At 60.5% G+C, this 18,815-nt stretch carries 9 protein-coding genes and 1 pseudogene; 1 reads left to right on the forward strand and 9 read right to left on the reverse strand.

Annotated features, from left to right (window positions below; all coding sequences use genetic code 11):
- Nucleotides 1-92 precede the first annotated feature (92 nt).
- The 5 genes from NE851_RS00530 to NE851_RS00550 all read right to left on the reverse strand — a co-directional run bounded on the left by NE851_RS00530 (nt 93) and on the right by NE851_RS00550 (nt 5,203).
- Entirely contained in the window at nt 93-410 is a 318-nt protein-coding gene (locus tag NE851_RS00530; RefSeq protein ID WP_097630243.1) for a sunset domain-containing protein, read from the reverse strand.
- 251 nt (nt 411-661) lie between these two features.
- On the reverse strand, nt 662-1,615 hold the full coding sequence (locus NE851_RS00535; protein ID WP_063475905.1) for a sulfonate ABC transporter substrate-binding protein: 954 nt from the start codon (nt 1,613-1,615) through the stop codon (nt 662-664).
- A 162-nt stretch (nt 1,616-1,777) separates the two neighbouring features.
- The gene (gene curA / locus NE851_RS00540) at nt 1,778-2,806 is read right to left on the reverse strand and encodes an NADPH-dependent curcumin/dihydrocurcumin reductase (RefSeq protein WP_254955595.1); all 1,029 of its coding nucleotides are present in this window, start codon (nt 2,804-2,806) and stop codon (nt 1,778-1,780) included.
- Nucleotides 2,807-3,084: 278 nt separating this feature from the next.
- Entirely contained in the window at nt 3,085-3,981 is an 897-nt protein-coding gene (locus tag NE851_RS00545) for a cyclase family protein (protein ID WP_164735890.1), read from the reverse strand.
- A gap of 292 nt (nt 3,982-4,273) precedes the next feature.
- Nucleotides 4,274-5,203: a TauD/TfdA dioxygenase family protein gene (locus tag NE851_RS00550; protein WP_097595459.1), complete on the reverse strand. Its 930-nt coding sequence runs from the start codon at nt 5,201-5,203 to the stop codon at nt 4,274-4,276.
- 274 nt (nt 5,204-5,477) lie between these two features.
- On the opposite strand from NE851_RS00550, the gene NE851_RS00555 reads away from it, so the two are divergent.
- Complete coding sequence (locus tag NE851_RS00555; protein WP_097542660.1) at nt 5,478-5,885, forward strand: carboxymuconolactone decarboxylase family protein; 408 nt, start codon at nt 5,478-5,480, stop codon at nt 5,883-5,885.
- A 339-nt stretch (nt 5,886-6,224) separates the two neighbouring features.
- Here the strand turns inward: NE851_RS00555 and NE851_RS00560 are convergent, their stop codons facing one another.
- From NE851_RS00560 to NE851_RS00575, 4 genes and pseudogenes are all read right to left on the reverse strand, one after another.
- On the reverse strand, nt 6,225-6,422 hold the full coding sequence (locus tag NE851_RS00560; protein ID WP_097542459.1) for a hypothetical protein: 198 nt from the start codon (nt 6,420-6,422) through the stop codon (nt 6,225-6,227).
- Nucleotides 6,423-6,801: 379 nt separating this feature from the next.
- Nucleotides 6,802-7,968 carry a UDP-galactopyranose/dTDP-fucopyranose mutase family protein gene (locus NE851_RS00565; RefSeq protein ID WP_097595458.1) on the reverse strand — a complete coding sequence of 389 codons (1,167 nt, stop codon included), beginning with the start codon at nt 7,966-7,968 and terminating at the stop codon, nt 6,802-6,804.
- Nucleotides 7,969-7,974: 6 nt separating this feature from the next.
- Nucleotides 7,975-10,049 (reverse strand): annotated as a pseudogene (locus tag NE851_RS00570) (O-linked N-acetylglucosamine transferase, SPINDLY family protein).
- A 176-nt stretch (nt 10,050-10,225) separates the two neighbouring features.
- Nucleotides 10,226-18,529: a hypothetical protein gene (locus tag NE851_RS00575; RefSeq protein ID WP_438270069.1), complete on the reverse strand. Its 8,304-nt coding sequence runs from the start codon at nt 18,527-18,529 to the stop codon at nt 10,226-10,228.
- Nucleotides 18,530-18,815: the final 286 nt, after the last annotated feature.

Below are 18,815 nucleotides of genomic sequence, written 5' to 3' on the forward strand. Positions count from 1 at the left end.
CACCATCGTTTCCCAGAGAACGTGTTAAGTCGATGCGGCCCGGTCTCTGCGGCATGCCCGCGCCAAAGCTTCTCCGGCCCCACGCCGAAGCATCACGATTTCGATTTCCGCCAGCCGGCGGCCCACGCTTCGAATTCTGAGCAGAACCATCTTTCCCCGAACTGGGGGCTGATCTTCGTCTCTGCGTAGCGTCGCTGCCCCGGCAGGTGGAAGATACGCTCGCCCGTGTTGATGGAGATGTTGCCCTTGATCCTGCACGATTGTCCGGAGCCGCCAGAAGCGCTCCATGAGGCCAGCAAGTCGCTCGCGGTCCAGCCGCCGGCCGCACCAAACGCGAGCGCGCCGATGACCAAACCCGGAAACTTGAGAAGCACAGGTCTCTTTTGTGGATTGCGATAACCCTGACGCATCCCCCATCCCCGTCATTTCGCGCGAGGATTGTAGCGACGGATGGAGCACGGCGATATCCGTCCAAAAGGCGTAGTGCGCGGGGGCCTCGCCAACTAACCGCATCAGTCGTTCCGTTCCTTCGGGCTCTAGGGATGATGACGCATAACGTCTCACGTGCCGGAGGTTTGCTACACTCGGCAGGCTCGCACCGCGGCTCCTAACGAGAAGGTTGGCCAGACCTTCCCGCTGGGACCAGGATCTCAGGTGGGGATCACGCCTTGCTCTTGCGGATGACGTCCGCAATCTTCACTTGCTTGGGAATGAGCTTCAGTTTGAAAAACGTGTCGGCGATGTTCTGCTGCTGCGCGACGACGGTGTCATCCAGGCTCTTGACCCCGTAGGACTGACGCTCGAGCGCCTTGACGAGCACAGGTTCGGGGATGCCGACCGACGGTGACAGCTCTGCAGCGGCAGCCGCGGTATCGGACTTCGTCCATTCGTCGATCTCGGAAATGGCCTCGATCAAGACATCGATCGCCTCGGCGTGGCCGTCGACCAGCGCCTTGGTGCCGAGATAGAACTGGTGATTGGGAACGATGCCCTCGCCGTTTCTGAGTTCTCGCGCTTCGACCGCCACTTCCGCCGCTGCCTGGAAGGGATCCCAGATGACCCAAGCATCGACCGCGCCCTTTTCGAAGGCGGCGCGGCCGTCGGCCGGGGCGAGGAAGGATGCTTCCACGTCCTCGTAGGTCAAGCCGGCTTCTTCGAGCGCCTTGACGAGCAGGTAATGCACGTTCGAGCCCTTGTTGAAGGCGACCTTCTTGCCCTTCAGCTCCGCGACCGATTTGATGGGGCTGTCCTTCGGGACAAGTATGGCTTCGCCGCGCGGGGCAGGGGGCTCGTGCGCGATGTAGACGAGCGGAGCGTTGGCGGCCTGGGCGAAGATCGGCGGCGTTTCGCCGGTCGATCCGAAATCGACGGCACCGGCGTTCAGCGCCTCGAGCAGTTGAGGGCCGCCTGGAAACTCGGTCCATTCAACCGTGTAGCCGACCGATTCAAGCTTCTTCTCCAGCGTCCCTTTGCCTTTGAGAAGCACCAGAGTTCCATATTTCTGGTAGCCGATACGCACGACCTTGTCAGCTGCGCCAGCCAGTCGAACATGCGTCAAAGGTGTCGCGATGGCGCCTGCCACCACCGCCGTGAAAGCGCGTCTTGTAATCTTCATCATAGCCTCCGGAATAGGATGAGGCTAAATTAAAGTGTCTCTATCTTTTTCATAGAATATACGTGCTCCGGCATCCGCTTCTTAGGGATTGGCTTTTTTGTTCTGTTGCGACAACGAGCAAAAAGAACCGCGCCGCGAAATAGGAAACGTCAAGGCGATGTTTCAGGGCGCGACGCGCACGATCAGTTTTCCGAAATTCCTCCCTTCCAGAAGGCCAAGAAAAGCCTCTGGAGCGTTTTCAAGTCCGTCAACGATGTCCTCCTTGTATTTGAGCCGTCCCTCGGTGATCCACGCTCCAGCCTGCTGATAGAAGTCAGGACGCTGATCGGCGAATTCGCGCTGGATGAAACCGCGGATGGCGAGGCTTTTGCGCAGGATGGCGCGCATCACCGCAGGAAGCTGATCATGTCCGCTCAAGGCAGAGGATCCTTCGTTATAATGCGCGATCAGCCCGCAGACCGGTATGCGTGCGAAGTCGTTCAGCAATGGAAACACCGCGCTCCAGACGTGGCCACCGACATTCTCGAAATAGACATCGATACCCTTCGGACAAGCGGCTGCAAGTTGTGCCGGAAAATCGCTTGCATGATGGTCTATGGCGACATCGAAGCCGAGCGCCTGGCGTATGTAGTCACATTTCTCAGGCCCGCCTGCAATTCCAACGACACGTGCCCCGGAAATCTTTGCCATCTGCCCGACTGCCGAGCCAACCGCGCCGCTCGCCGCGGCGACCACAAGCGTTTCGCCTTCTTTGGGCTTGCCGATATTGCGAAGTCCGGCATAGGCCGTGAAGCCGGGCATTCCGAGAATGCCGAGTGCCGTCGTGATCGGTGCGGTTTGCGGATCGAGCTTCCGCAAGTCCGCACCATCTGAAATCGCATGGCTCTGCCAGCCGGAATGCGAAAGCACGATGTCCCCCGCCTTGAACGCCGCGTTGCGGCTGCGTGCGATCCGCGCGACCGTGCCCCCTTCCATCACGCCGCCGATGTCGACCGGCTTGGCATAGGATTTGGCATCGTCCATGCGGCCGCGCATGTAGGGGTCCAGGGAAAGATAAAGCGTCTCAAGAAGAACCTCGCCCTCGGCGAGATCGCGAACCGTCTCCCGCTCGAGCCGGAAATTCGCCGCCACCGGCTTTCCGGATGGGCGCGATGCAAGAACGATGCGGGTGGCAACGGGTTGAGCGGTCATGGATGTGTTCCTCTTCTGATTTTTCCTCGGTGTATCAGGGATTCGCTTCGAAAACTGGGCCTCGCCATCCGGACCGTGCCTGCTTGCCGACCGCGCCTTTGCCGTGACGCCCTTACAACCGCTCATCGATCCCACGACCAAACGAGCTCGATCATTGTCATCGAGCTCGATGTCGTGCCATCGGCGGTCGCCAAACGCGAACATCCTCCTTATGTGGATGATCGGCGTGTGCCAAAAGGCAATGACCTCTCCGAGCGGACTTGATGTCGCCGCCCGATTTATCGAATGCGCATGCCTGCCGCTTCATCGTAGTGAAGCGGTTTGTCAAATTTTGCGAGCGGCGCTTCCGGCACCGAGCCGATGGTCACGCCATGCGGCCAATCCGGAGGGCAGATGGCGATATAGCGGGCATAGCCGCCAAGCCCACCCCCGAATTTCGGATAACCGATCGCGACCAATGCACCGGTTTCCGGGACCTGATCGAGATTGGCAACGCCTTCGGCCTGCGCAAAGCCGTTATGCATCAGCCAGTGTTCGCCCTCGAGGTTGGGCGTGGTGTCGGTATCGAGCGGCTCGTGGCCGTGAAACAGGATCTTGCGCTCGAGATGGAGGAATTTCAGCGCATCCAGGCTGACGCCCGGAAAAGGCGTGGTGGTCGAGAGCGCCGGGTCCGGCCATGTCTTGGACCAGCCCGAGCGGACGAAGACAACCGATCCTTCGGGAATCGTTCCGTGTTTCGCCTCGAAATCCTTGATGTCGGAGACCTGCAGGTGATAGCCGGGATCGGCCTTCACCTTGTCCTCGATAGAAATGACGACGAGCGGGCGGACCGCGAAGGTCGCCGGCAACTCGTCGATTGCGGCATATTCCGGTGCCCAATGGGCCGGCGGATCGAGCTGCGTGCCGAGCTGATCTGTCGTCAGCAGGTAGCTCGTCGCTTCGAAACCATGCTTGTCGTAGGTGTAGACATCGCCCTGCTTGGCGAAGCCTTCCAAATTCGCACCCGCCTTTGCCGGTGCAAAGCTTGAATTGCCGAAGCCCGCCCAAACGGGGATTTTCGGAGTGATGGTATGGGTCAGATCCACATATTTCGCGCCCTTGAAGGCGTCGTTGTAAACCTTCCAGAGCCCCGGCTCGTCGGCCCGAGCGGCCGCAACGGCCGAGAAAAATGTCATCCCGAAAATCATGGCAACGCGTGTCGCAAACCGCCTCATTGCTAATCTCCCTTCTGCCTCGATGTCATCGATAGTGCGCTTTTGGAATCTCACGACAGCGCCGCGCGTATTTCCACATACGCAGAGGGCGCTGTCGACTTTGACATACTGCATGATGTTATCCTTCAATCGATGCCGATTTAAGGAATTTTGCAGCAACCGACTTCAAGTGGATTCCGGAGCCTGCGCCAGCCGAGGCGATCAGCACGGCAAGCGCTTGCGAGTTTCATGTCCTTCCACTGTCCGGCCGCGCTCATGCGGCATTTGCTTTCGGCCGGGCAGCCTTAACGTGGGTGACGCTGCGGCGACCGTCGACACTGGCAGGGACGTCGCCATCGACGGTGGCGCGGCGCACGACCCGGTGCTGGTCGCCGTAGTCGTTGACCGCATAGTGCTGGGTCGCGCGGTTATCCCAAATTGCGACATCTCCGGCTCTCCAGCGCCAGCGCACGGTATTTTCCGGGGCGGTCACGTAGGACTGGAACACCTCGTAAAGTTTCGCGGAGTCGCTCTTCGACAGGCCGACTAGACGCTGAACGAAATTGCCGAGCAGCAGCGATCTTTCGCCGGTTTCGGGATGGACACGCACGACTGGATGCTCGGTCTCGTAGATGGTCGAGGTGAAGACTTCCTCGAAATGCTTCTTCTCTTCAGCGGTGGCGCGAGGGCGCACGGCTGCGTAGTCATAGGCATTGCTGTGAATGGCCCATAAATTGTCCGCCAGCAATTTGAGCGGCGCCGGCAGACTTTCATATGCGGCATGCGTGTTGGACCAGATCGTATCGCCTCCAGCTGCCGGAATGACGACGCCGCGAAGGACCGAGAATTTAGGATAGGCATCCACGAAGGTGACATCGGTGTGCCACTGGTCCGCCCTGCCGCCGCCGCGGCTGGAATCGAGATTGAGGATGGAAGCCGTGCCGGCCACCGGACCCTGGGTTGGATGCGGTACAAGGTCGCCCAGGCGGCGTGCGAAGGCTTCCTGTTCGGTATCGTCAAGATGTTGCTGGTCGCGGAAGAAGATGACCTTGTGTTTCAGGAGAAGCTGGTTGATGGCTGCCACCGTCGCGTCGGAAAGTTCTCCGCCAAGGCGGATACCCCTGATTTCGGCGCCGACACGGCCGGTCAGCGGCACGACATCGGACTCGGGAATGATCTGATTGACGAGAACTGGATTGCTCATGGAAAGCTCCTGGCTGGTCTTGGAAGAAGACGGCAAGTCACATGCACCCGATGGGCATCCACCGGGCGATCGAAAATCTCATCGCTAAACTCGACAGGGCTAGGGAACAGGATAATCTATAAATTCTATAGATAAATAATTCTAATTTTGCCCGCTTCCCCGAAACGGCTGCGTTAGATATTTCCTCTTGTCGGTGAATTCTCGCCTGCCGACGCAACCGAAGAAAAGATCACGTTTACGGCCGTCCATGGAGGCCGCCGGAAAGGAACTTTCGATGGCAACAGTCAAGCTCCTGTCTGACCAAGAGGCTGCGGCCATTCCGGCCGTTCAAGCCGTGTTCGACGACATCAGGGCGACGCGCAAGACCGACTTCATCAACAACTTCTGGCGTGCGCTTGCGAACGATCCCGCAAACCTCAAGCGGGTATGGGAAACGCTGAAATCGGTCATGACCGTGGAAGGTGCGATCGATCCATTGACACGTGAAATGATCTACATAGCGGTGTCGACGGCGAATGCTTGCCAGTACTGTATTCAATCCCATACCGCAGCGGCCCGTTCGCGCGGCATGACGGATGCACAGCATGGCGAACTTCTAACGATCATCGGGCTTGCGGCGCAGACAAATCATCTTGCGCTGGCCTTGCAGGTCCCGCCGGATCCGGAATTTGAGGTCCGGTAAAACCCGGCTCGGGATTGGGTCGCAACGCCAGCCGATCGATAATGGAAGCGGTCGACAGGTCGATGATGGTGTTGACAGTCACTTCTTGAGCGCTGACGGCGCTGTTCAGGATGGCGTGAACAGCGGGTGCGCTTTCAATGGCGGTGCCGATACTGGCGCGAAGAGATTTCGATGGTGAGCTCCGCGTATGTCGATTGGAGTTCCCTATCCGTGCCGTCTTCGAAATGGTCGTCGAGAAGCAGGGAGCGATACTCTCAAGCAAGCAACCTCGTTTCGAGCTCGTCGCGCAACGCAGAGAGCCGGAAGAATTGGCGTAGCCTGCCCATGGTGTTTCTCCGATCAGGCGGCGCGATGAATGCCGGCTTGTGATGCCGACATCAATTTGTGGATTGCCCGCTGCACATCCGATGGCGCGGCGAAGTGCTGGCCGTCGAGGTCATGCACATGAAACTTCACGGCGATGAACTTCAGCAGGTCCTTGTCTGGAACGACGATGCCGACCGGAACGCCGGCATATTCGATCACCTGTTTGGCCATTGCGATCATCCGTAAAATGGGTCCTCTTGCGACGCATATTCGGCGGGGGGCATGTTTATAGTCTATCAATTTAATAGACTATATAAGCGGTAACCGGAGATGACTATTCCGATCGATTCCAAATAACTCCTATGATCGGAGAAAATAATTCTAGAACGGCGGCTTTTTTGACCGCTCCCGGGGCTGAGCCGACAGGGCCTCCGTGTCCGGAAAAGACTTCGCTAACGCGTATCGCCACCCTCGCTCGCCCGGCGCAGCGGGATTCGAACGACTGGGACGAGCACTGCCAAAAAAGCATGCTGCAAATTTTTGAAATGACTTCAACGCCGGACTCGGCCGGGTGTCAAAAGGCGGGTTCGCGTCCTCGTTCCGGCGCCAATCAAGGCATCTGGAGCGGCGGATGCAAGAATGCAGGCATGGGCGTCTCACCGGCGCTCGTGGAGAGATATAGCCGTGCGGTGTCCAAGGCTTCGCGAATAGTGACGTCCATGTCGAGATAGCGGTAGGTCCCGAGCCGGCCGACGAAGGTGACGGAAGCCTCCTGTAAGGCGCGCCTGACATATTGGCCAAGCTGCTGCTTTTCCTTTATCAGGCGGATCGGATAGTAGGGGATGTCGTCCGGACCGCAGGCCCTGGAAAATTCGCGATAACAGACCGAGCCGGCATGATCTTCCCATGGGGAAAAATGCTTGTGTTCCGTCACCCGCGTATGGGGCACGGCGACATCCCCATAATTCATGACCGCGCAGCCCTGGTAGTCGCCCTCATAGGTAAAGCGCTCGAAATCCAGCGTGCGATATCCCAGACGGCCATATTCGTATTCGAAATAGCCGTCGAGCGGACCGGAATAGAATATGTGGTCAAAGCTCTTGCGCAGACCGCTATCGAAGCGCGTTTCCAGATGGACTGTTATATTTGTGTGATCGAGAATTCGCCCGATCATCTCGGTATAGCCGTGCTCCGGCATGCCCTGGTATTTGTGGAAGAAATAATTGTCGTCGTAGTTGAAACGGACTGGAAGCCGTTTCAGGATGGACGCCGGAAGCTCGGCCGGCGAACATCCCCATTGCTTCTGCGTATATCCCTTGAAGAAGGCATCATACAGGTCCTTGCCGACGAAGCGCAGCGCCTGATCCTCGAAGGTCTTCGGATCGCTTATGCTTTTGTCCGAGCAGCTGTCGATGAAAGCGCGCGCCTCGTCAGGCCTGAACACCTTGCCAAAAAACTGATTGATCGTGTGAAGGTTGATGGGCAGGGAATAGACCTGCCCGGAACTGGTCGTCTTGACCCGGTTCTTATAGGGCAGGAAATTCTGAAAGACATTCACATAGTCCCAGACGTCCTTGTCATCGGTGTGAAAAATGTGCGGCCCGTAGACATGAACCATGACGCCGGTCGCCGCGTCGCGCTCCGTGTGGCAATTGCCGGCAATATGGTTTCGCGTTTCGAAGACGTCGACCTCGTGACCTGCCTTGGCCAGTTCACGCCCGATGACTGCACCTGAAAGGCCCGCGCCGACGACGGCAATTTTTTCAATCCGCGGCATTGCCGATCAGCTCTTCCCGGTGGCGCTTATTGTCGAGGCGGTGAACCCTTCCGTCGCCAGGCGGCTGTCGTAGGGGAAAGGCGCATAATCGTGCCATTCGGCCAGCTTGTTGCGGTAAGCCTGCCTGTAAGCCCGATCGTCCGAAAACGCGATATTGTCCTGAACGAGTTCCATCCCGATGTCGTAATAAATGTCGAGGTTGCGCAAGTCCGGCACAGGTGTTTCACCGCCTTCGGATTCTGCTTGCATTTGCCAGAAAAGCGCCTCGAGGCGGGCGGCAAGAGCTGGAATGTCGCGCAACGTGCAGCTCTCCCGTTTTGCCTGCAAGGATTCCCTGATCGTTCTCAGGCTCTTGGGGTCGTTTGCAAAGCCAATGGCTCTTTCGATGTAGCTCTGCGGCCCCGAGCAGATCAGTTCCGGGACGCCGGCGGCGGCAACGATGCTATGGCAGAAACGCGCGGCAAAGCTCTTGCCGGGGAATGTCAGGATAGGCAGTCCCATGGGAGCGCGTCGGCTGCGGTGGAATGTGCTCCATAGGGAAATGTGTCGAGGAACAGGTCGGCGAGCGCGATGCGGGCGAGATGCTTCGCATTCGGCGCCTTGGGCGCGAAAATGAGCCGTTCCGGCGCGACACCGGCTTTCTCCGCTGCCTGGCGCAGGCGTTGATCCACATCGTCGTTTCCAGCGAGCAGCCAGAGCACGCTGCCGGTCGTCGCAAGAAGAATTTTCATCCAGTCGGCAAAGGTTTCCTGCGTGATTTTCTGCATGCCGTTGAAGCAGGCAAAAACGAAGGCGTCTTCCGGCAGTCCGGCTTCTGCTCGCGACGGCCTTTCGGCGATCACCCTCTTGCGATCGATCGGCTGGTTGCAGGCAATCCTGAGCACCTTTTCCGAATAATAGATCTCGTTCTCGGGCGGGATGATGTGTTCGTCGGCGATGATGTAGTGATGGAACGGGCTGGCCATGGTGCCGGGATAACCGCAAAAGTTGACCACCACAGGCGCTGGCCGGTAGGCAAAGATTTTCGTTCGTGCATGCTTGGTGTAGCCGTTGACATCGACAAGAATGTCGATGTCGTCGTCGGCGATCTGCCTTGCAGCGTCGGCATCGCTCAGCGCGGCAATATCGCGCCAACAATCAACGGCAGCTTTCATGCGTGCCTGGGTCGCATCCCCTGCAACCGGCTCGCCGCAATAATAGGCGTAGATTTCGAGGCTCTTCTTGTCATGCAGCTCCAGCACCTCTCTAAGCGCAAAACCGACCGCGTGGTCGCGCAGATCCGAGGAGACATAGCCGACGCGAAGGCGCTGGCCGGTTCCCGTCTTCTGCTTCGGCACCTTGCGTGAGAAGCCGCTGGTATCCGGACGTCCGACGAAGGCCTTGTTGTAGCGGTAGGCTTTGGCGAGCTGGAATAATGGATCATCGGAAAAGCAGGCGAGCGCCAGCGGCGACATGGAATCGAGCAGGTGACGCATGGAGACATGGTCCGACGGCACCAGCGTCGGCCACTTGCACTGGCGCTGGCGGAGCGCGCTCCAATGTTGCCCGGCTTCCGTCTTGTCGGGCCGCAGTTCCATCGCCTGCCACAATGCCGTTTCCGCGTCTTCCAGGAGGCCCGCGTTTTCCATGACGCGCCCGATGTGCTGAAGCGCCAGCAGGCGATGCAGCAGCCCGTCGGCTGTGCTCTCCGCAGTCATCTCCACGAAACTCTGCCATTGCAGAATGGCCTGCGTGGCAACGCCGCTGTCTTCCAACGCCCGTCCAAGATTGATGTGCGCCGGTCCAAAGCGCGGATTAAGTTTCAAGCAGGCGCGCAATGCGTGGATCGAGCCTGCCACGTCGCCCAACTGCCGCAGGGTGACCGAATAATTGAAATAGACGAGATGCAGGAAAGGATGAGTCTCGTTGAAGGCGATCCAGACTTTATAGACCTCTGCCGCCTCGAGTCTCTGCCCGACGGCGCTGCGACTTTCGGCGAACTGAAACAAGTCCGTGAATGAAAGGCGCTGAGTGCGCGCGAGCTCCAGGATCCCAGCCAGTGACGGAACGGGAATTGGCGCTGATGCATCATTGGTGACCATGGACATCCCACGAATTGACGGCCGGCATTGCTACCATTTGCGAAAGGCTAACGATAGCTAACGGCGATAGCTTGCTCTAAACATGTCGGGCAGACGCCTGTTGAAATCAGCGTGGGACTGCGACCCTTGCGATGGCCGAAATCCTTGCGCTGCTCGCTCGCGCTCCCGCCGTGCGATCAGGCATTCAGATAAACCGAAATGACTGCCGCTATCTGGTCCGAACTCAGATTCCCGATCTGGGTTTCCATGAGAGCATTCAGTTGCTCGCTCGACAGGCTCACAATATCGTCCGTGGACAATCCAGCCACACCGGTCGAGCTGAACGATGCGATATCGGCGGTCGAGAAGGTTGCCAGCTCCTCGGTGGTCAGTGCCGCGACTTGGGCCGAAGTCAGGCCGGTGACCTGGCTTGAGGTCAAAGCCTCCGCCTGTTCTGTCGTCAAGGCGGCGATGGCTCTGGTGGTCAGTCCCGAAATCGCACTTGAACCCAAGGCGATGATGTCGTCGGTGGAGAAGAGGGCGAGGTCGTCCGTGTCCAGTGCGGCGAGCTGCACTGCATTCAGGGCACTGATCTGCGCCGTCGACAAGGCCGCGATTTGATCGGCGCTCATGGCCGCCACCTGCTTGTAACCCAGCGAGGCGACCTGGCTTTTTGTCAAAGCGGCGACCTGCTCGCTGGAAAGCGTGGCGACAACGGCTGTGGACAATCCCGATATGGCGCTCGAGCTGATCGCCACCAGTTCTTTTGTCGAGAAGCTTTCCAGATCCTCGGTGGTCAGGCCTGCGACGCCAGCCGAGCTCAATGCTGCAATCTGGGTGGTGGAAAGCGCTTCAACCTGTTCGATACTGAGGGCTGCGACCTGAACGCTGCTCAGACCGGCAATGCTTGCCGTGCCCAGGCCGGCAATTTGAGCCGTGGAGAGAGTGGCGATAAAGTCGGTAGACAATCCCTGTATGGCAGCCGAGCTGATCGCTGCGATATCGGCTGTTGAGAAGGTTGCCAGGTCGTCGGTGGCGAGGCCCGCGATGCCGGCCGAACTCAACCCGGCAATCTGTGTGGTGGAAAGCACCTCAACCTGCTCGATGCTCAAAGCACCGACCTGCGCGCTGCTCAGACCGGCGACGCTGGCGGCGCTTAGAGCCGCGATCTGCGCGGTCGACAAGGCCGCGAGATCATCGGTCGTCAAGACGGCAACCTGTGTGGAACCAAGCGCGCCGACCTGAGCGGTGGTCAGGGCCTCCAGCTGATCGGTGCTCAAGGCCTCGATCTGTGCGGTGGAAAGGCCCGCAATGCCAGCCGTGCCCAGGGCCGCGATCTGACCCGTCGATAAGGCTGCGATGGTGGCCGTGCTCAAACCGGATATGGCAGTCGAGCTGATCGCCGCGATATCGGCAGTCGAGAAGGTCTCGAGATCGTCCGTTCCGAGCGCCGCAATCTGGGCTGAGCTCAGCACGGCAACCTGGGCCGTCGTCAGAGCCTTGGCCTGATCGGTGCTCAATGCGGCAATCTGCGTGGTCGCCAGGCCCGCGATGCCAGCCGTGCTCAGGGCCGCGATCTGGGCAGTCGACAGAGCCGCGATAACGGCTGTCGACAATCCCGATAGTGCGCTCGAACCGATCGCTGCGATATCGGCGGTCGAGAACGCCTCGAGATCGTCCGTTCCGAGCGCCGCGGTCTGCTTGGAGCTGAGAGCCCCGACCTGGGTCGTCGTCAAGGCCTCAACCTGACCTGTGCTGAGTGCTGCAATCTGCGCGCTGCTAAGACCTGTGATGCCGGCGGCACTCAGAGCCGCAATCTGCGCGGTCGACAGTCCCGCGATATCATCGGTACTCAAGGCAGCAACCTGCTTGGAACCAAGCGCGCCGACCTGAGCGGTCGTCAGGGCCTCAAGCTGGCCAGTGCTCAAGGCAACGATCTGCGCGGTGGAAAGGCCCGCAATGCCAGCCGTGCCCAGGGCCGCGATCTGGCCCGTCGAAAAGGCTGCTATCGTGTCTGCGGTCAATCCCGATATTGCGCTCGAACTGATCGCTGCGATATCGGCGGTCGAGAAGGTCTCGAGATCGTCCGTTCCGAGCGCCGCGATCTGGGTCGAGCTCAAGACTGCGACTTGCAGTGTCGTCAGGGCACTGGCCTGATCGGTACTCAATGCGGCAATCTGCGCGGCGCTCAGACCTGCGATGCCGGCCGTGCTGAGTGCCGCGATCTGCGCGGTCGTCAGTCCCGCGATATCAGCGGTCGCCAAGACAGCAGCTTGCTTGGAACCAAGCGCGCCGACCTGAGCTGTGGTCAGGGCCTCCAGCTGATCGGTGCTCAAGGCCTCGATCTGCGCGGTGGAAAGGCCGGCAATGCCAGCCGTACCCAGAGCCGCGATCTGGTCCGTCGAAAAGGCTGCGATCGTGTCCGCGCTCAATCCCGAAATGGCACTCGAACTGATCGCCGCGATATCGGCAGTCGAGAAGGTCTCGAGATCGTCCGTTCCGAGCGCCGCAATCTGGGTCGAGCTCAGCACCGCAACCTGGGGCGTCGTCAGAGCCTCGGCCTGGTCCGTGCTCAATGCGGCAATCTGCGTGGTCGTCAGGCCGGCGATGCCGGTCGTGCTCAGCGCCGCAATCTGGGCGGTTGACAGGGCCGCGATATCATCCGTGCTCAGGGCGACAAGCTGCTTGGAGCTGAGAGCCCCGACCTGTGTCGTCGTCAGGGCCCCAACCTGACCTGTGTTGAGCGCAGCGATCTGCGTGGTGGTCAGACCCGCAATACCGGACGTGCTGAGCGCGGCAACTTGCGTGCTGGAAAGGGAAGCGACCGCAGCGGTGCTCAGGGCGGCGATCTGCGTCGAGTTGAGCACAGCAACCTGCTTGGTCAGCAAGTCGTCGATTTGCCCGGCGTCCAAGGCCGCGATCTGTTTGGTGGAAAGGCCGGCAATCCCGGCCGTGCTCAGGGCAGCGATCTGAGCACTGGACAGCGCGGCGATAACCGTCGTGGACAATCCGGTGATCGCACTCGAACCGATCGCCGCCATATCCTTGGTTGAGAAAGTCGCTATATCGTCCGTATCCAGGGCCGCAAGCTGCGTCGCACTCAGCGCCCCGACCTGGATCGTCGTCAATGCCTCGGCCTGTGCGGTGCTCAGGGCGGCGATCTGTTTGGTGGAAAGCTGTGCGATGCCGGATGTGCTCAGGGCCGCGATCTGATCTGTCGAGAGGACGGCTATGACAGCGGTGGGCAATCCCGCTATGGCGCTCGCACTGAAGGCGGCGATATCCTTGGTCGAGAACGTGGCTATGTCGTCGGCATCCAGCACAGCAAGCTGTGTCGAACTGAGGGCGCCGATCTGAGCGGTGGTCAAAGCGTCAAGCTGTGCTGTGCTCAAAGCGACGATCTGTTTGGTGGAAAGGCCCGCAATGCCTGACGTGCTCAGGGCCGCGACCTGATCCGTCGAGAGGGCCGCGATAACGGCGGTGGACAATCCCGATATGATACCCGAACTGATGGCCGCGATATCCTTGGTGGAGAACGTGGCTATGTCGTCCGGACTCAAAGCAGCGATTTGCTTGGAATTGAGAGCGCCGACCTGCGTGGTCGTCAAGGCCTCGGCCTGGGCGGTGCTCAGCGCCGCAATCTGTGTGGTGGAAAGGCCTGCGATGCCTGATGTGCTCAGGGCTGCGATCTGCTCAGTGGAGAGGGCGGCGAGAAGATCCGTACTCAAGGTGGCGACTTGCGTCGAACTCAGCGCTGCAATCTGCCTGGTGAGCAAGGCGTCGATCTGACCGGAATTCAGCGCATTGATCTGTTCGGTGGTCAGACCCGCAATGCCTGACGTGCTCAGGGCCGCGATTTGATCCGCCGAGAGGGCAGCCATAGCGGTCGTGGACAAGCCTGATACGGCGCTCGAGCCGATCGCCGCGATGTCCTTGGTCGAGAAAGCGGCCAGATCATCCGTCTGCAGGGCGGCTATCTGATTTGAGCTCAGCATGGCGACCTGCGTCGTCGTCAGGGCCTCCGCCTGTACAGTGGAAAGGGCGGCGATCTGCTCGGTGGTCAGACCCGCAATGCCGGATGCGCTCAGAGCGGCGACCTGCGCAGTGGAAAGGGCGGCGATGACATCGGTGCTCAAAACAGCCACCTGCGCTGAGCTGAGCACCCCAACCCGCGCGGTGGTCAAGGCGGCAATCTGCGACGTGCCGAGGGCGGCGATCTGGCTGGTGGTCAGCCCGGCGATCGCGGATGCACTCAAGACGGCGATCTGATCCGTCGAAAGCGCCGCTATGACAGCCGTGCTCAAGCCCGACATGCCTTTACTGGTGATGGCCGCGATATCGGCGGTCGAAAAAGTGGCGACGTCATTGGGTTCCAGAGCACCCACCTGGGTCGAGCTCAGCGCGGCGACCTGAGCCGTCGTCAATGCTTCTGCCTGCGCCGTGCTTAAGGCCTCGACCTGATCGGTGGTCAGACCCGCAATGCCGGATGTGCTCAGGGCGGCAATCTGTGCGGTGGAAAGGGAAGCGACGACATCCGTACCGAGGGTGGCGACTTGCGTTGAACTCAGCGCCGCAACCTGCTTGGTGAGCAGGGAATCAATTTGACCGGTGCTCAGCGCGTCGATCTGTTTGGTGGTCAGGCCTGTGACGCTGGCCGTGCTCAGTGCGGCGATCTGATCCGCCGAGAGGGCTGCTATGACGGCCGTGCTCAAGCCCGATATGGCTTTGCTGCCGAGCGCCGCAATATCGGCGGTCGAGAATGCGGCGATATCGTTCGCATCCAGGGCCGCAAGCTGGGTCGAGCTCAACATGGCGACCTGCGTCGTCGTCAATGCCGCTGCCTGGGCCGTGCTCAGGGTGTCGATCTGTTCGGTGGTCAGACCCGCAATGCCGGCCGCGCTCAGGGCAGAGATCTGCGCAGTGGAAAGGGAAGCAACGGCGTCCTTGTCGAGAGCCGCCACTTGCGCCGAACTCAGCACCGCAACCCGCGCGGTCGTCAAGGCGGCAATTTGCGCCGGCTTCAGGGACGCGATCTGGCTGCTCGAAAGACCTGCAACCCCTGCTGCGCTCAGGGCAGCGATCTGATCCGTCGAGAGGGCTGCCGTGACGGCCGTGCTCAAGCCCGATATGGCTTTGCTGCCGATCGCCGCAATATCGGCGGTCGAGAAGGTCGCGATATCATCCGTCCCCAAGGCGGAATACTGTGTTGAACTCAGCGCTGCAGCCTGGGTCGTCGTCAATGCTTCCGCCTGCGTCGTGCTCAGGGCGGAGATCTGTTCGGTGGTCAAACCCGCCGTACCGGCGGCGCTGAGGGCCGCAACCTGCGCAGTGGAAAGGGATGCGACGACATTCGCCCCCAGGGCCGCGACTTGCGTTGAACTCAGCACCGCAACGCGAGCGGTGCTCAAGGCGGCAACCTGGCTGGTGTTCAGGGCTGCGATCTGGCTGGTCGTCAGGCCAGTAACCGCGCTCGCGCTGAGGGCCGCAACCTGTGCGGTGGAAAGCTCTGCGATCTGTTCTGCGCTCAAGCCCGATATGGCTTTACTGCTGATCGTCGCGATATCGGCGGTCGAGAAGGTGGCTATGTCATCCGTCCCAAGAGCGCCGAGCTGGGTTGAGCTGAGGACCGCGACCTGGGTCGTCGTCAGCGCGCCAGCCTGGCTGGTGCTCAAGGCGGCGATCTGGCTGGTCGTCAGGGCAACGACGGCGCTCGTGCTCAAGGCGGCGATCTGATCGGTCGAGAGTGCGGCAATGCCGTCTGGGCTCAAGCCGGCCATGGCCTTGCTGGTGATCGCCGCCATATCGGCGGTCGAGAATGTGGCCAAGTCGTCCGTTCCGAGCGCCGCAATCTGGGCGGAGCTCAGCACTTTCACCTGTGAGGCGGACAGTGCCTCGGCCTGCGCCGTGCTCAAGGCGGCGATCTGGTCGGAGGTCAGTCCCGTGACACCGGATGTGCTGAGGGCGGCAACCTGCGCGGTAGAAAGCACCGTGATGTCTTTGGTGTTCACGACCGCGATTTGCGACGCCTTGAGGGCGCCAACTTGTTCCGTCGTCAAGGCGGCAATCTGCGATGTGCCGAGCGCTGCGATCTGACTGGTCGTCAGGGCAACGACGGCGCTCGTGCCCAGAGCAGCGATCCGATCCGTCGAAAGCGCGGCAATGCCGGCCGTGCTCAAGCCGGTTACCGCTTTACTGGTGATCGCCGCCATATCTGCAGTCGAGAAGGTGGCCAAGTCGTCCGTTCCGAGCGCCGCGATCTGGGCGGCGCTGAGTGCCTTCACCTGTGAGGTGGTCAGTGCCTCGGCCTGCGCCGTGCTCAGGGCGACGATCTGATCGGAGGTGAGACCCGTGATGCCTGATGTGCTGAGGGCGGCAAGCTGCGTGGTGGACAGCGCCGCGATGTCGGCCGTGTCCAGGACCGCGATTTGCGATGCCTTGAGGGCGCCAAGCTGGGTCGTCGTCAAGGCGGCGACCTGCGATGGGCTCAAGGCGGCGATCTGACCGGTCGTCAGGGCAACGACAGCGCTCGTGTTCAGAGCAACAAGCTGTTCCGTCGAGAGGGCCCCGACCTGACTGGTCGCCAGACCCGCGATCGCGCTCGTGCTAAGGGCCGCGACCTGCGCGGTGGAAAGCGCCGCGATAAGGCCCGTGCTCAAGCCGGTGACCGCCTTGCCGGTAATTGCCGCGATATCGGCGGTCGAGAAGGTGGCTATGTCGTCCGTTCCGAGCGCCGCGATCTGGGTTGAGCTCAGCGCCTTCACCTGTGCGGCAGACAGGACCTCGGTCTGTGTCGTACTCAAGGCGACGATCTGGTCGGAGGTCAGCCCGGTGATGCCTGATGTGCTGAGGGCGGCAACCTGCGCGGTGGACAGGGATGCGACGATAGCCGTACCTAAAGCCGCAATCTGCCTGGAGCTCAAAACCGCGGCCTGGCTCGCCGTCAATGCTCCAGCCTGCGCCGTGCTCAAGGCGGCGATCTGCTCGCTCGTCAAGCCCGCAATGCCGGCCTTGCTCAGTGCCTCGATCTGGTCCGTCGAGAGGGAGGCGATCACGGCCGTGCTCAGGCCCGGCATGGCTTGACTGGTGATCGCCGCCATATCGGCGGTCGAGAAAGTGGCTATGTCGTCCGTTCCCAGGGCCGCGATCTGGGTCGAGCTCAAGGCTGCGACCTGGATCGTCGTCAATGCCTCGGCCTGTGCCGTGCTCAGGGCGGCGATCTGGCCGGACGTCAGACCCGCAATGCCTGATGTGCCGAGGGCGGCAACCTGCGCGGTGGAAAGCACCGTGATGTCGTTGGTGTCCATCACCGCGATTTGCAACGCCTTGAGGGCGCCGACCTGGGTCGTCGTCAAGGCGGCAATCTGCGCGGTGCTGAGGGCGACGATCTGGCTGGTCGACAGCTCAGCGATCGCGGCTTTGCTCATGGTGGCAACCTGCGCGGTGGAAAGGACCGTGATGTCGTTCGTGTCCAGGACCGCGATTTGCGATGCCTTGAGCGCGCTGACCTGGCTCGTCGTCATGGCGGCAATCTGCGCCGTGCTCAAGGCGACGATCTGGCTGGTCGTCAGACCAGCGATCGCGATCGTGCTCAGGGCAGCCACCTGTTCGGTGGAAAGGGCGGCGACAACGCCCGTGCTCAAGCCCAATATGGCTTGACTGGTGATCGCCGCCATATCGGCGGTCGAGAAGGTGGCCAAGTCGTCTGTCCCCAGGGCCGCAATCTGGGTAGAGCTCAGCGCCTTTACCTGCGTGGCCGACAGTGCCTCGGCCTGTGCCGTGCTCAGGGCGGCGATCTGGTTGGTCGTCAAGCTCGCAACCGCACCTGTGCTGAGAGCAACAAGCTGGGCGGTGGAAAGCACTACAATGTCTTTCGTGCCCATGGCCGCGATTTGCGATGCCTTGAGGGCGCTGACCTGGGCCGTCGTCAAGGCGGCGACCTGCGATGTGCTCAGCGCCGCGATCTGGCTGGTGGTGAGCCCCGCGATCGCGCTCGCGCTCAAGGCAGAGATCTGATCCGTCGAGAGGGTTGCGATAGCGGCCGTGGACAGGCCCGATATGGCTTTGCTGGTGATCGCCGCGAGATCGGTGGTCGAGAAAGTCGCCACATCCGCGGCGCTTAAAGCGGCGAGCTGCAACGAACTGAGAGCACCCACCTGAGATGAGGTCAGGGCCTGTGCCTGATCTGTCGTCAATGCGCCAATCTGCGCGGTCGTGATTGCCGCAATTTGAAGCGAGCTCAGGCTTTCGATGTCAGTGCTGTTCAAGACAGCCAGTTGATCCACGGTCAAACCGACAATGGCACTTTGTGAAATGGCACTTAATTGCTGCGAGCTGAGAACATCGACATCTTCCGTGTCCAAAGCAGCGATTTGAGACGACGAAAGGGCGCTGATCTGCTTGGTGGTAAGCGAGGCCACATCTTCCGTCGTCCAGGCTGCAACCGTGGACGTTGCAAGAGACCTGATCTGACTGCTGGTAAGGGAGGAAACAATCGACGTCATATGTAAAAACTCTTGCGTTAGCCAATACAATAAAGTTCAGCGTTTCGAAGCCTGCACCGCCTGTTTGGCCGGGCTCTGAAAAGAACCAACGCTCTGAAAATTCACTGCCCAGCAAAGAGGAGTGTAATCAGATTGGCTTGCGCGAACCTGTAGTTGTCAAACTGATCGGTACCGGAATTGTGCGGTGAGCCGCCGCTCGATCCCGTCCCAGGGCCTGATTTGCAGGTCGATGTCACGCGTCGGTTCGAGAAGGTCGTTGGGGAGAGGCGTTGGCAAACAGCTGACG

Source organism: Rhizobium anhuiense bv. trifolii (assembly GCF_024346605.1).
GTDB classification, from domain to species: Bacteria; Pseudomonadota; Alphaproteobacteria; order Rhizobiales; family Rhizobiaceae; genus Rhizobium; species Rhizobium anhuiense.

Excerpts from the sequence above, each read along its gene's own strand:
- NE851_RS00550 (WP_097595459.1), bottom strand. The coding sequence starts at position 5,203 with ATGAGCAATCCAGTTCTCGTCAATCAGATCATTCCCGAGTCCGATGTC.
- NE851_RS00575 (WP_438270069.1), bottom strand. The coding sequence starts at position 18,529 with ATGACGTCGATTGTTTCCTCCCTTACCAGCAGTCAGATCAGGTCTCTT.
- NE851_RS00530 (WP_097630243.1), bottom strand. The coding sequence starts at position 410 with ATGCGTCAGGGTTATCGCAATCCACAAAAGAGACCTGTGCTTCTCAAG.
- NE851_RS00565 (WP_097595458.1), bottom strand. The coding sequence starts at position 7,968 with ATGCCGCGGATTGAAAAAATTGCCGTCGTCGGCGCGGGCCTTTCAGGT.
- curA (WP_254955595.1), bottom strand. The coding sequence starts at position 2,806 with ATGACCGCTCAACCCGTTGCCACCCGCATCGTTCTTGCATCGCGCCCA.
- NE851_RS00560 (WP_097542459.1), bottom strand. The coding sequence starts at position 6,422 with ATGGCCAAACAGGTGATCGAATATGCCGGCGTTCCGGTCGGCATCGTC.
- NE851_RS00545 (WP_164735890.1), bottom strand. The coding sequence starts at position 3,981 with ATGACATTTTTCTCGGCCGTTGCGGCCGCTCGGGCCGACGAGCCGGGG.
- NE851_RS00555 (WP_097542660.1), top strand. The coding sequence starts at position 5,478 with ATGGCAACAGTCAAGCTCCTGTCTGACCAAGAGGCTGCGGCCATTCCG.
- NE851_RS00535 (WP_063475905.1), bottom strand. The coding sequence starts at position 1,615 with ATGAAGATTACAAGACGCGCTTTCACGGCGGTGGTGGCAGGCGCCATC.